The 13317-nt window shown below is 61.6% G+C and carries 13 protein-coding genes; 10 read left to right on the top strand and 3 right to left on the bottom strand.

All coding sequences use genetic code 11. From position 1 onward, the window contains the following. Positions 1–112: 112 nt before the first annotated feature. The 3 genes from nudC to MK745_RS00680 are packed head-to-tail and all read left to right on the top strand — an operon-like array spanning position 113 to position 2396. The gene (gene nudC, locus MK745_RS00690; protein WP_243611348.1) at positions 113–1072 is read left to right on the top strand and encodes an NAD(+) diphosphatase; all 960 of its coding nucleotides are present in this window, start codon (positions 113–115) and stop codon (positions 1070–1072) included. Positions 1073–1130: 58 nt separating this feature from the next. Continuing rightward, positions 1131–1598 (top strand): SRPBCC family protein, encoded by a 468-nt coding sequence (locus tag MK745_RS00685; protein WP_243611347.1) that lies wholly within the window; start codon positions 1131–1133, stop codon positions 1596–1598. A gap of 60 nt (positions 1599–1658) precedes the next feature. Beyond that, complete coding sequence (locus MK745_RS00680; RefSeq protein WP_243611346.1) at positions 1659–2396, top strand: hypothetical protein; 738 nt, start codon at positions 1659–1661, stop codon at positions 2394–2396. Here the strand turns inward: MK745_RS00680 and MK745_RS00675 are convergent. Beyond that, positions 2393–3232 (bottom strand): prephenate dehydratase, encoded by an 840-nt coding sequence (locus MK745_RS00675; protein WP_243611345.1) that lies wholly within the window; start codon positions 3230–3232, stop codon positions 2393–2395. The genes MK745_RS00680 and MK745_RS00675 overlap by 4 nt on opposite strands. 117 nt (positions 3233–3349) lie before the next feature. Here MK745_RS00675 and MK745_RS00670 point away from each other — a divergent pair, with 117 nt between their 5' ends. The 6 genes from MK745_RS00670 (at position 3350) to MK745_RS00645 (ending at position 10164) form a co-directional block, all read left to right on the top strand. Further along, positions 3350–3877 (top strand): c-type cytochrome, encoded by a 528-nt coding sequence (locus MK745_RS00670; RefSeq protein WP_243611344.1) that lies wholly within the window; start codon positions 3350–3352, stop codon positions 3875–3877. A gap of 265 nt (positions 3878–4142) precedes the next feature. Beyond that, complete coding sequence (locus MK745_RS00665) at positions 4143–6083, top strand: extracellular solute-binding protein (RefSeq protein WP_431978956.1); 1941 nt, start codon at positions 4143–4145, stop codon at positions 6081–6083. Between the two features lie 7 nt (positions 6084–6090). Continuing rightward, entirely contained in the window at positions 6091–7197 is a 1107-nt protein-coding gene (locus MK745_RS00660) for a microcin C ABC transporter permease YejB (RefSeq protein WP_243611343.1), read from the top strand. Next, a complete protein-coding gene (locus MK745_RS00655; protein ID WP_243611342.1) occupies positions 7197–8303 on the top strand; it encodes an ABC transporter permease in 1107 nt (368 codons plus the stop codon). Before MK745_RS00660 ends, MK745_RS00655 begins: the two co-directional genes overlap by 1 nt. Further along, positions 8300–8584 carry a hypothetical protein gene (locus MK745_RS00650; RefSeq protein ID WP_243611341.1) on the top strand — a complete coding sequence of 95 codons (285 nt, stop codon included), beginning with the start codon at positions 8300–8302 and terminating at the stop codon, positions 8582–8584. Before MK745_RS00655 ends, MK745_RS00650 begins: the two co-directional genes overlap by 4 nt. Continuing rightward, positions 8581–10164, top strand: coding sequence for an ABC transporter ATP-binding protein (locus MK745_RS00645; RefSeq protein ID WP_243611340.1), 1584 nt, complete (start codon positions 8581–8583; stop codon positions 10162–10164). Before MK745_RS00650 ends, MK745_RS00645 begins: the two co-directional genes overlap by 4 nt. Before the next feature lie 32 nt (positions 10165–10196). Here the strand turns inward: MK745_RS00645 and MK745_RS00640 are convergent, their stop codons facing one another. Further along, on the bottom strand, positions 10197–11111 hold the full coding sequence (locus MK745_RS00640) for an endonuclease/exonuclease/phosphatase family protein (RefSeq protein ID WP_243611339.1): 915 nt from the start codon (positions 11109–11111) through the stop codon (positions 10197–10199). 30 nt (positions 11112–11141) lie between these two features. Further along, entirely contained in the window at positions 11142–12497 is a 1356-nt protein-coding gene (gene hemN, locus MK745_RS00635) for an oxygen-independent coproporphyrinogen III oxidase (RefSeq protein WP_243611338.1), read from the bottom strand. 64 nt (positions 12498–12561) lie between these two features. On the opposite strand from hemN, the gene fnrL reads away from it, so the two are divergent. Next, positions 12562–13308 (top strand): transcriptional regulator FnrL, encoded by a 747-nt coding sequence (gene fnrL / locus MK745_RS00630; protein ID WP_243611627.1) that lies wholly within the window; start codon positions 12562–12564, stop codon positions 13306–13308. Positions 13309–13317: the final 9 nt, after the last annotated feature.

The raw sequence follows: 13317 nt of genomic DNA, 5'->3' as shown, positions 1-13317 counted from the left end.
AGAAACTTGCGACGCGGAAAGGGGGCAATTGCAAAGAAGTTCAGATTCAGGGGGTTGTTGAGGAAAGCGGGCAGGCATGTCATGTCTTTGGCAGCAGGCAGGGAGCACGCGCATGAGACATGCCGAAACGGTGACATTCGGAGGATCGGGGCTTGACCGGGCGGCGCATTTGCGCGGCGATCTGGGACAGCTTCGGCAGGACAAGGCAAGCCGGACCATCGTGCTTTGGCGTGGCAAACCGCTTGTCGAGGGGGAGGGACGCGACAGGCTCGTGCGTCTGCCGCTTGATCATCCGGCATTGGGCGCGGCGCGGGCGGAGCCGATTTTCCTTGGTCTTGAGGATACGGGCGGCTGTTTCGCGACGGATATTTCGGCTTGGGAGCCGGAGGCGTTTGACAAGGCGGCGCTTGAAGGGTTCTTCGATCCGAGCGAGCAGCAGCATCCCGATTTGCAGGCGGGGCAGGTCTTTGCCGAATTGCGGGGCGTGATGACGCGGCTCGACGCGCGGGATGCGGAGCTTGCGGCGACGGCGCGGGCCTTGTTCCTCTGGCATCGCTCGCACCGGTTCTGTGCCCGTTGCGGCGCCGAGAGCGCGATGTCGATGGCGGGCTGGCAGCGGGATTGCCCGTCTTGCAGCGCCTCGCATTTCCCGCGCACGGACCCGGTTGTCATCATGCTCATCACCCATGGCAACAGCGTGTTGATGGGGCGCAGTCCCGGCTGGCCGGAGGGGATGTATTCGCTTCTCGCGGGGTTCGTGGAGCCTGGCGAGACGCTCGAGGCGGCGGTGCGGCGCGAGGTCTTTGAAGAAGCGGGCGTGCGGGTCGGGGCGGTCGACTACCTTGCGAGTCAGCCTTGGGCCTTTCCGGCGTCGCTTATGTTCGGATGTCGCGGTGAGGCGCTGGGCCGGGAGATCACCATTGACCCGGCGGAGATCGAGGACGCGATCTGGGTCAGTCGCGAAGAGATGATGGCCGCCTTTGCCGGGCAGCATCCGGTGCTTAAACCCGCGCGAAAGGGCGCAATTGCCCATTTTATCCTGCGCAACTGGCTTGCGGACAGGCTTGGTTAGCGACTATTGGACATGGAAAAGAAACGCGCGCTGTTGAGAAGACCATGAGGGGCGAGTGATGAAGTTCAAAGCCAAGGAAGATCTCGAGGCACCGATCGAAAAAGTCTTCGACATGCTTGTCGATTTCGAGCGCCATGAACGGTCGGCCTTGCGCCGTGGAATCGAAATTTCACGCGATGATGCCAGCAAAAAGCAGGGCGTTGGCGCGACCTGGACGGCATCGTTCAAGTATCGTGGCAAACCGCGCAAGGCGCGTATTGAGATCACCGAGTTTGAGCGCCCCAACCAGATCACCCTCGCGGTCAAGATGCAGGGCATGGATGCTCAGGTCGAGTTCATGCTTGTGGCGCTCTCCAAGACCCGTACCCGGCTTAGCCTGATGGCGGATCTCAAGCCACAGACGCTTTCGGCGCGGCTCTTGTTGCAGTCTTTCAAGCTTGCTCGGGGCAGCGTTATGAAACGGTTCGAGCAGCGCCTCGCGACCGTGGCACGCGACATGGAAGATCGCGCCGCGAAGATGGCGTAACGGGGTGCTGCGACGTCTTTGCCAATGCAATGGCAACGCCATTTGAGGATGCGGGCCGATATGGCGCGGCTCGTTGCTCTTGCGGCGGGCGATCCGGTCACGCGGGGCCTTGCAGGGGCCATTTTTGCGGCTCTTGGGTTTGTGATCCTCGCGTTTGCCGGGGCGGACCTTGTGGTCTTTCTATTCTCGCAAATGCCTGACGATCTTGTTGCTGTGCGCGGGTTCCGCGATGTCATCGGATTAGACCGGGACGGCAGTTTCGGGGAAACGGTCTGCTTCACGGTGGAGTTCTTTGGTGCGGCGATGTTTCTCGCGGCCTATGCGCGGCATCGCGGGCGGCTTCTCTTCGTGCTTGGCGTGGTGATGGTCTTCATTCTTGCCGATGATTCCCTGCAATATCATGAGAGGTTTGGCGCGTTTCTCGTGCGGTCTTTCGACCTTGGAGCCTTGCCGTTCGTGCGGGCGCAAGACAGTGGAGAAATCCTCGCCTGGGCGCTTGCCGGGGCGTTTTTCGTGCTGCTTCTGGTCTGGAGCCTTGGGCGCAGACGGGCAGGGGATGGCGGGATTCTCCTTGCGGTGTTCTGGGCCTTTGCTCTCTTGGTCGGGGGTGGGATCGGGCTTGATATGCTCTGTATCGCCTTGCCCGAAGAGGCCGAGTTTCTTCGGGGCGTCATCATGATTCTCGAAGAGGCGGGAGAGTTCTTTGGCGTTGGCGCCTTGGCGGCGACGGCGCTCGCCGTGCAGCGTCACGGCGAGACCTATTTCACAGAGTGCGCGCAGGGCGCGTCGCGCGCCTAGTCGAGGTGCCGGGGCGCGGCCGCCGGGTAGACGCCGAGGATGTTGAGGGAGTTGGTGAAATAGTCCAACTCCTCGAGCGCGCGGCGCACGGGCGGATCGTCGGGATGGCCCTCGATATCGGCATAGAAGCGGGTCGCGGTAAAGTTTCCGTCGACCATGTAGCTTTCGAGCTTGGTCATGTTGACACCGTTGGTCGCGAAACCGCCCATCGCCTTGTAGAGGGCGGCGGGGATGTTGCGGACCTCGAAGACGAAGGTGGTCATCATCGCGATTTCGCCGCGGCGGCTATGGTCGGGTTCGCGCGACATGATGACAAAGCGGGTCGTGTTGTGGCCGTGGTCCTCGATATCGGAGGCGAGCACGTCGAGACCGTAGATGTCGGCGGCAAGTTCTGAGGCAAGCACGCCTTGCGAGCGGATGCCCGAGGCGACGAGCTCACGCGCCGCGCCCGCGCTATCGGCGGCGGCGGTGCCCTTGATGGCGTGGCGTTGCAGGAAGCCCGCGGATTGCGGCAGGAGGACAAGGTGGGCGCGCACGGTTTCGATCTCGTCAAGCGGCACGCCGGGCAGGCCCATCAGCGCGATGCGCACGCGTACAAAGGCCTCGTCCACGATATGCAGCCCGCTTTCGGGGAGCAGGCGATGGATGTCGGCGACGCGGCCATAGGTCGTGTTTTCAATGGGCAGCATGGCAAGATCGGCTGCGCCCGAGCGCACCGCGTCGATCACTTCTTCGAAGGTGTCGCAGGGCAGGGCCTCCATGTCGGGGCGGGCCTCGTGACAGGCCTGATGCGAATAGGCGCCGGGTTCCCCCTGGAAAGCGATGCGGTTCGTCATTGGTAAATTTTCCTGCTTCTTGGGCAATTTGACCCATTGGTCGCGCTAACTACACCTTGCGTTCGAGGCAGGGAAGCGGATAGATACCCGGCAAACGCCACGAAACGGAACCGTAGCATGTTTGACACGATGACAATGACCAAGACGCTGGGCGCATTTTGCGGCGCTCTGCTTATCTTCCTTCTCGGCAAATGGGGTGCAGAGGTTCTGTATCACACAGGTGCCGGTGGCCACGGCGATCACGCCGAGCAAGCCTATGTGATCGAGGTCGAAGGCGCAGATGAAGGCGGCAACGAAGCGGCAGAAGCCGAGCCGACCCTCGAAGAATTGCTGGCCTCTGCTGATGTGGGCAAGGGCGCCAAGGTGTTCGGCAAATGCCGCGCCTGCCACAAGGTTGAAGACGGTGAAAACGGCACTGGTCCGCACCTCTTTGGTGTTGTGAATCGCGCCGTGGGGTCGGTTGATGGCTTTGGCTATTCGGGCAGCCTCGTGGCCGTGGCCGATGTGTGGACGCCGGAGAACCTCGACGCCTTCCTCGAGAAGCCGAAATCCTTTGCGCCGGGCACTGCGATGTCCTTCAACGGTCTTGGCAAAGCCAAGGATCGCGCGAACCTCATCGCCTATCTCGACAGCCTCGACGACTGATCGGGCGCGAGAGCCAGAATTCGGGGGCCGTTGCAGCGATGCAGCGGCCCTTTTTCTTTGTGGCGGTCGGGGGGAGGGGCCAGCCCCTCTTGGGCCTTTGGCCCAATTCACCCCGGGATATTTCGGGCAAGAGGAAGACGGGACAGCGTTTCGCGCTATTTCACGGGGTGTTGAGCCATTCCTGCCTTGAACAGGGGGGCGCCTGACCATTAGCTTGACCGGCAACGAGAATGATCCAGATCATCCGACAGTCAGAGGAAGAGCCATGTCCCGATCGCGTGCCGCAGTAGCCCAGAGACCGATGCCCGCCCTTCTTGGGCGATGGCTTGTTGCCGGGGCGGCGGCACTTGGCGTGATGATCGCGGCGGGGCAGGTCAGAAGCCAGGAGGAGGATGGGATCATCCGCAGCCATGGCTATTCTTATTTCGGCGACCTGACCTATCCGGCGGACTACCCGCATTTCGACTATGTGAATCCGGACGCGCCCAAGGGCGGAGAAATCTCGCTCTGGGCGCCGGGGACGTTTGATTCGCTCAACCCCTATAGCCGCAAGGGCCGCGCGGGGCGTTATAGCTGGATGATGTATGAAAGCCTGTTGGGGGAGATGCCGGCCTCGGGTGGCGGCGCGCCGGCGGATGCTTATGGCGAATCCTACGGGCTATTGGCCGAAAGCCTTGAGTATGACGAGGGCAAGACCTGGGTCATTTTCCATATGCGCCCCGAGGCGCGGTTTGCGGACGGCACGCCGGTGACGGCGCATGATGTGGTGTTTAGCCATAATCTTCTTTTGGAACAGGGCTTGCCGTCCTATGCGCAGGCGGTGAAGAAGCGGGTGTTGAGCGCCGAGGCTTTGGACGATCACACGGTGAAGTTCACCTTTGCGGAGGGGATTTCGCGGCGCAGCCTTATCGATCAAGTGGGCGGTGTGCCGGTTTGGTCCAAGGCGTGGTACGAAGAAACCGGCGCGCGGCTGGACGAGCCGCGGATGGAGGTGTCGCCCGGCTCTGGCCCCTATATGATCGAGAGCTACGACATCAATCGCCGCATCGTCTACAAGCGCAACCCTGACTATTGGGGCGCGGACCTGCCGATCAATCAGGGGCGGCACAATTTCGACCGTATCCGCATCGAGTATTTCGCCGATGACTCGGCTGCGTTCGAGGCGTTCAAGGCAGGCGAATACACGTTCCGCAGCGAAGGCAATTCCAAGCAATGGGCGACCGGGTACGAATTTCCGGGGATCGCGAAGGGCTGGGTCGTGAAGGAGGAGTTGCCGGATGGCACCCCGCCGACCCCGACCGGCATCATCTTCAACCTCGGGCGCGAGACGCTTCAGGATCGCGACGTGCGCGAGGCGATCTCGCTTGCCTATAATTTCGAATGGACCAATGAATCGCTGCAATATGGCCTTTTCAAACAGCGCCATTCCTTCGTGCAGGGCGCGCCGACCGAGGCCAAGGGCGTGCCGGAAGGCAAGGAGCGGGCGTTGCTCGAGAGCCTTGGCGACCTTGTTCCGGAGGAAATCCTCAACGAACCGGCGGTGATGGCGCATAGCTCGAGCCCCGCGCGCGAGATTGACCGGCGCAACCTGCGCACCGCGATGAAGCTCTTGGATGGGGCGGGTTGGGCCGTCGGCGATGACGGGATGCGGCGCAATGCGGAGGGCGATTTGCTGACGATCAACTTCCCGATCCCGTCTTCGTCCTCGGCGACGCTTGGCGCGTTTGTGGAGGTTTTTGTCTCGAACCTGCAAAAGATGGGGATCGCGGCGGAGATGGAGAAGGTCGATCCGGCGCAATATACGCTACGTGAGCGGGACCGGGATTATGACCTCATCTATGATAGCTATGTGGCGTTCCTTGATACCGGCACGGGCCTCATGCAGCGCTATGGATCGGACGAGGCGGCGTTCAGCCTTTTCAACCCGGCGGGGCTTGCCAGCCCGCTTGTCGACAAGATCATCAATATCTCGCTCGAGACCGAGACCAGCGAGGACCGCGATGTGGCGCTTATGGCACTGGACCGGGTGCTGCGCTGGGAGCGGTTCATGATCCCGGTCTGGTATAACGACTCGAGCTGGGTCGCGTATTTCGATCAGTATGAGTATCCCGAACCGCTGCCGCGCTATGCGCTTGGGGTTCTGGATTTCTGGTGGTTCAACGCGGATAAGGCGGCAGAGCTCAAAGCCGCCGGCGCATTGAGGTAACGGCCGCATGGGCGCCTATATTCTCCGACGGTTGCTGCTCATCATCCCGACGCTTCTTGGGATCATGATCATCAACTTCACCCTTGTGCAATTCGTTCCGGGCGGGCCGGTCGAACAGGTCATCGCCCAAATCCAAGGGCAGGGCGACGTGTTCGAAGGCTTTGCGGGCGGCGGACAGGATGCGACTACCCTTGAGACCGAGGAATTTACCGGCGGCGGCGGAGGCGGCAGCAAATATGCGGGTGCGCAGGGCTTGCCGCCGGAATTCATCGCCGAGCTGGAGAAGGAGTTTGGGTTCGACAAGCCACCGCTTGAGCGGTTTTTCACCATGCTTGGCAATTACATGCGGCTTGATTTCGGGGAGAGCTATTTCCGCAAGATCAGCGTGATTGACCTTGTTCTCGAGAAGATGCCGGTGTCGATCACGCTTGGCCTCTGGTCGACGCTCATTGCCTATCTGGTGTCGATCCCGTTGGGTATTCGCAAGGCGGTCAAGGATGGGTCGCCCTTTGATACATGGACCTCGGGGGCGATCATCGTGGCCTATGCGATCCCGGGCTTCCTGTTCGCGATCCTGTTGTTGGTGCTGTTCGCGGGCGGGTCATACTGGAAGATATTCCCGCTGCGGGGGCTGACCTCGGACGATTTCGAGACGCTCAGTTTCTTTGGCAAGATCGCGGACTATGCCTGGCATATCGCGCTGCCGGTGGCGGCCTCGACGATCTCGGCCTTTGCGACGCTGACGCTTTTGACCAAGAATTCGTTCCTCGACGAGATCAAGAAGCACTATGTGATGACCGCGCGGGCCAAGGGGTTGAGCGAGGGGCGTGTCCTATATGGGCACGTGTTCCGCAATGCGATGCTCATCGTGATCGCGGGGTTCCCGGCGGTGTTCATCGGGGTGTTCTTTGGCGGCTCGCTCATCATCGAGACGATCTTTTCGCTCGATGGGTTGGGGCGGCTTGGCTTTGAGGCGGCGGTGGCGCGGGATTACCCGGTCATTTTCGGCACATTGTTCATCTTTGGCCTGATCGGCCTCGTGGTCGGGATTCTGTCGGACATGATGTATGTGCTTGTCGATCCGCGTATTGATTTCGAGAAGAGGGAAGGCTGATGGCATTGTCTCCTCTGAACCAGCGGCGCTGGCGGAATTTCAAGCGCAACCGGCGAGCGTATTGGTCACTTATCATTTTCTCAATCGCGTTTTTCGTCTCGCTTTTTGCCGAGCTTCTGGCCAATGACAAACCGATCCTCGTCTCCTACCGGGGCGAGATCTATGCGCCGGTGGCAAAGTTCTATCCGGAGACGGCGTTTGGCGGCGATTTCAGAACGGAAGCGGATTACAAAGACCCGGTTGTGCAGTGTCTGATCGCGACGGGGGGTGTCGAATTCTGTTTCGACGAGCCGGAGGCGATTGTCGAAGAGGTCGCGGCGGGCACCTATGCCGAAGACGGGTTCGAGAAGGGCTGGGCGCTCTGGCCGCCGATCCCCTATTCCTATGATACGCCCGTCAATCAGCCCGGCGCGGCACCCTTGCCGCCGAGCAGCCATAACTGGCTTGGGACGGATGACCGCAAGCGCGACGTGGTGGCGCGGGTGATTTATGGCTTCCGTCTTTCGATCCTGTTCACGCTTGTTGTGACCACGCTGGCGAGCGTGATCGGGATTATTGCAGGCGCGATACAGGGCTATTTCGGCGGCTGGATCGACCTTATTTTCCAGCGCGTGATCGAGATATGGTCTTCGACGCCGAGCCTTTATGTCATCATCATCCTGTTCGCCATTCTGGGGCGAAGTTTCTGGCTCCTTGTCTTGCTCACGGTGTTGTTCGGATGGACCGCGCTTGTCGGGGTTGTCCGGGCCGAGTTCCTGCGGGCAAGGAACCTTGAGTATGTGCGCGCGGCGAAGGCGTTGGGGGTGAGCAACCGGGTCATCATGTTCCGCCATATGCTCCCCAATGCGATGGTGGCGACGGTGACGATGCTGCCGTTTATCGTCACGGGGACGATTTCGACTTTGGCGGGCTTGGATTTCCTTGGCTTTGGCCTGCCCTCGACAGCGCCGAGCCTTGGCGAGTTGACGCTTCAGGCGAAGCAGAACCTTCAGGCGCCGTGGCTTGCCTTCACTGCGTTTTTCACCTTTGCCATCATGCTCTCGCTTCTGGTCTTTATCTTTGAAGGCGTGCGGGATGCGTTCGATCCGAGGAAGACCTTTTCATGAGCGCGCCTGTCTGTGAGAGCAAAGCCCAGTGCCAGATCAATGGCCTTGCGGGGACGGCGATGGTGATGTCGCTGATGATCCTTGCGTGGGCCGGGATTGAGGCGGTGCGGTCGGGGATGACGGGGCCGGAGGCGGCGCTTCTTGCGCCGACGCTGGTTTCGGCGGTTTATGCGGTCGCCGCGCGGATGCGGCGGCAGGTATTTGGCTGGCTCGGTCTGGCGATCGTTGCGGGGGGCACGGTTTGGGGCATCTTCGTGCTAAACGGAGTCATCGGTCTATGAGTATCCTTGAGGTCAAGAACCTGCGTGTGGCGTTCCGACAGGACGGGCAGAGCGTTGAGGCGGTCAAGGGCGTGTCCTTCAGCGTGGATCGCGGCGAGACGGTGGCGCTTGTGGGCGAGAGCGGGTCGGGGAAGTCGGTCACGGCCTTGTCCACGGTGTCGCTCCTCGGGCCGAGCGCGGAGGTGCAGGGCTCGATCACATATGACGGTCAGGAAATGATCGGCGCGCCGGAGAGACGGCTGCGCAAGGTGCGCGGGAATGATATCTCGTTCATTTTTCAGGAGCCGATGACCTCTCTCAACCCGTTGCACACGTTGGAAAAGCAACTCGCCGAGAGCCTTGCATTGCATCAGGGGCTATCGGGCGACAAGGCGCGGGGACGTATCCTTGAGTTGCTCGAGCGGGTCGGGATTCGCGATGCCGAAAGCCGCCTTGGGGCTTATCCACACCAGCTCTCGGGCGGACAGCGGCAGCGCGTGATGATCGCGATGGCGCTTGCCAACAAGCCGGATATCCTTATCGCGGATGAGCCGACCACGGCGCTCGACGTGACCATTCAGGCGCAGATTCTCGAGCTTCTGGCGGAGTTGAAAGAGACCGAGGATATGGGGCTTTTGTTCATCACCCATGACCTTGGGATTGTGCAGCGGATCGCCGACAAGGTTTGCGTGATGAAGGACGGTGAGATCGTCGAGGCGGGGCCGGTGAAAGAAATCTTCGCCAACCCGCAGCATGCCTATACGAAAAAGCTTCTTTCGGCGCGGGCCGTGGGCGCGCCGGACCCTGTGACGACGGATGCGCCGGTGATGGCTCAGACGGAGAACCTGCGGGTCTGGTTCCCGATCCTGAAGGGGTTCTTCCGGCGCACGGTGGGCCATGTGAAGGCCGTCAACGATGCGACGATTTCCGTGCGGGCGGGCGAGACGCTTGGCATCGTGGGGGAATCCGGGTCGGGCAAGACGACGCTCGCGCTCGCGCTCATGCGGCTTATCGGGTCGGAAGGGGGCATGCGGTTCGACGGGCAGGATATCCGCCAGTGGAACACCAAGGAACTGCGCAATCTGCGCAAGGATATGCAGATAGTGTTTCAAGACCCTTTCGGAAGCCTGAGCCCGCGGATGACCTGCGAACAGATCATCGCCGAGGGATTGGGCGTGCATGGCCATGATGCGGGGCGCAGCGAGCGGGAGCTTGTGGCCGAGGTGATGGAGGAGGTCGGGCTCGACCCGGCGGCGATGGACCGCTATCCGCACGAGTTTTCCGGCGGTCAGCGGCAACGGATCGCGATTGCGCGGGCGATGATCCTGCGCCCGAAGCTCGTGGTCTTGGACGAGCCGACTTCGGCGCTCGATATGACGGTGCAGGTTCAGATCGTGGACCTGCTACGGGATTTGCAGCGCAAATACGGGCTGGCCTACCTGTTCATCAGCCATGATTTGCACGTTGTACGGGCGATGAGCCACAAGATCATCGTGATGAAGGCGGGTGATGTGGTCGAGGCGGGCGAGGCGCAGGAGGTGTTTGCCGCGCCAAAGACCGACTACACGCGAAAATTGCTGGCGGCGGCACCGGATTTGTAGGGCGGCGAAGCGATTTCGAGAATCCTTGCGCGTCAGGATATGTCGAGATCGAGGACGAGGGCCGCATGGTCCGAGGCGTGGGGACGGTGGGTGCCCACGGTGGGCAGGCGGTCGCCTTTGTAGGCCGTCGCCTCGTGCCCGAGGCCGGAACGGATCAGGCGCGGCACGGTTTCGGGATTGGACGCGGCCAATGCTGGCGAGGCGATGAGTGCGTCAGGGCGCGCGGTATAGCCTTCATGGGCATTGTGATAGCTCCAGCGGCTGCCGCGCGGCAGGCGATTGAGGAGGTCGATGCCAAAGCCTTCGGTCAGAGGCTGGAGCGCGTCTGGGTCTTCGGCGCGGGGGCGGTTCAGATCGCCCAGGACGAGCCAGTTTGCGGATGCGGGCGTTTCAAAGCGAGCCTCAATCAGGCAGCGCACGGCGCGGGCTTCGAGGTTGCGAATGGGCCATGTCGCGGCGACATCGGGGTAGGGCGCCTTGAAATGGCAGATAAAGAGCGTGAGCCCGTCAAAGGCGATCTCGAGGCAGTCACGGCGAAACAGCGGTGCGCGGGGATTGACCCCGGCGGGGGTGCGCAGGGCGAGATCGGCGGGCGTCAGGGCGGCGTGGCTCGTGACCGAGCGCGGCGCGATGCGAGACAGGAGCGCCACATCCAGCCCGCGCCCGTCATTGCCGGGCAGGCAGGTGCGAAACGGGTAGGGGGCGGTGCCTGTGGGCAGGAGGAAGGCGTCGTGGAAATGGTCGAGGGTCTTTTGGTCGAAGACTTCCTGAAGCGCGATGATATCGGCATTCGCCTCGGCGAGGACACGCGCGGTCAGGCGGCGGTCATAGTCGTCGAGAAGCGGGGCTGCGGGGCCGAGATCTTCGGGCAGGTCGCGATCGCGGGCCCCGTCGAGGCGGGACCCGCGCAGTCGCATGTTCTGCACGTTGAAAGAGACCAGTCGCATAGCCGTAGCAGGGTAGCAGGGTAGCGGCTTTTAGATCGCCGAGCTATGCCCTGCCTGATCCATGTCGTAGGCGTCGAGCGCACGCGCCATCATCCGCGTCAGCGGGCGGGCGTGTTCGGGGATTTCGACACCGTTCGGCGTTACCTTGAGCATGTCCGGGAAGCCCTGAATCAGCGGCTGGTAGAGCTTTTGCAGCTTCGCCGGGGTCAGGCCGAAGGTCTCGATCAGCTCGTCGTTCTGGGTGCGGAAGTCGCACATGAGCATTTCGATCATCCGGCTGCGCAGCTTGTCTTCCCCCATGAAGGCGTGGCCGCGCGCTGTTGAGAAGCGGCCTTCGCGGATCGCGGCGGTATGGGCCGAGGTTGCGGGGGCGTTTTGGGCGTAGCCTTGCGGGAAGCGCGAGATCGAGGAGGCGCCGACGCCGATCAGAACTTCAGATGTGTCGTCGGTGTAGCCTTGGAAATTACGGCGCAGGGTGCCGTTTTCGAGGGCAACCGAGAGGCCGTCTTCCTTGGTGGCGAAATGGTCGATGCCGATCTCGTTGTAATTGTCCCACATGAAGAGCTTGCGCGCGGTCTCGAACAGGTCGAGCCGTTCTTCGGGCGTTGGCAGGGCATCCGAGGGGATGAGCTGTTGGCGCTTGGCCATCCACGGCACATGGGCATAGCCATAGAGCGCGACGCGATCAGGCGAGAGCGAGAGGAGTTTCTGCACGCTTTCTGTGATGCGGGCCTGACTCTGGTGGGGGAGGCCGTAGAGGATATCGGCGTTGAGGCTATGAACGCCGTGGGCGCGGATCATCTCGACCGCGTCGCGGGTCACGTCATAGCCTTGGATGCGGCCGATAACCTTTTGAATCTCGTCGTCGAAATCCTGCACCCCGATGGAAGCGCGGTTCATGCCGGATTTGGACAGGACGGAGAGGCGCGCGTCGTCGATCTCGTTCGGGTCGATTTCGACCGAGAATTCGCCATCCGGCGCCATTGGCGCGACATCGAAGATCGCCCCGGCGAGGTCTTCCATCATGCCCGGCTCAAGGAGCGTTGGCGTACCACCGCCCCAATGCAGGCGCGAAAGCGTCACGCCGGAGGGCAGGCTTGCCTTGAGAATCTCGAGTTCCTGTTTCAGCGTCTCGACATAGGCCGCAACGGGCGAGGCGCTCGCGGTGCCTTGGGTTCGGCAAGCGCAGAACCAGCAGAGGCGTCGGCAGAAGGGCACGTGCACGTAAAGCGATATCTGCGAATCATCTTTGATCGCAGAGATCCAATCGCCGAAAAGATCCGGCGTCACGTTGTTCTTGAAGTGCGGTGCCGTGGGGTAACTTGTGTAACGCGGTACTTTCGCGTCAAAAAGGCCCAGCTTTGCCAATTGAGTTTTCGTTTCCATAAGATTACGCTTATGTGCATCGGGTCAGGGAAAGCCTTGACCCAGATCAAGCGCGAACATGAAAATGCCAAACGATCAGTTAAGCCACCATACGCAGCACTGCGAGGATTGCCCAATCCGCCATCGCGCGGTTTGCGCGCGCTGTGACAGTGCCGAGCTCGAAGCGCTCGAAGAGGTGAAGTATTACCGCACCTTTGAGGCGGGTCAGACGGTTGTCTGGTCGGGAGACCAGATGGATTTCGTCGGCTCCGTGGTGTCGGGAATCGCCTCGTTGACGCAAACCATGGAAGACGGGCGCACGCAGATGGTCGGCCTTTTGCTGCCGAGCGATTTCGTCGGCCGTCCGGGACGGGATTCCGCGGCCTATGACGTGGTGGCGACGACGGAACTCGTCATGTGCTGTTTCCGTAAGAAACCGTTCGAGCGGATGATGGTGGAAACGCCGCATATTGCGCAGCGCCTGCTTGAGATGACGCTCGACGAGTTGGATGCGGCGCGCGAATGGATGCTCGTCCTTGGCCGCAAGACAGCGCGTGAGAAGATTGCGTCGCTTCTTTCGATCATTGCGCGGCGCGATGCGTCGCTGAAACTTGCCGGGGGCAAAGGGCCGTTGGTCTTTGATCTGCCGCTGACGCGCGAGGCAATGGCGGACTATCTTGGCCTGACGCTTGAGACGGTGAGTCGGCAGATGTCGGCGCTCAAGCGCGATGGGGTGATCCACCTCGAAGGCAAACGCCACGTGACCATTCCCGATCTCGGCCGCCTTCTTGAAGAGGCCGGAGACGACACCGATGGCGGCATGATGGTCTAGTCGCCTGCG

Origin of the sequence: Shimia aestuarii (genome assembly GCF_022814865.1) — a bacterium.
Lineage (GTDB): Bacteria > Pseudomonadota > Alphaproteobacteria > Rhodobacterales > Rhodobacteraceae > Shimia > Shimia aestuarii_A.
Note: the sequence above shows the minus strand (reverse complement) of the source record. Positions and strands in the feature narration are given on the sequence as shown.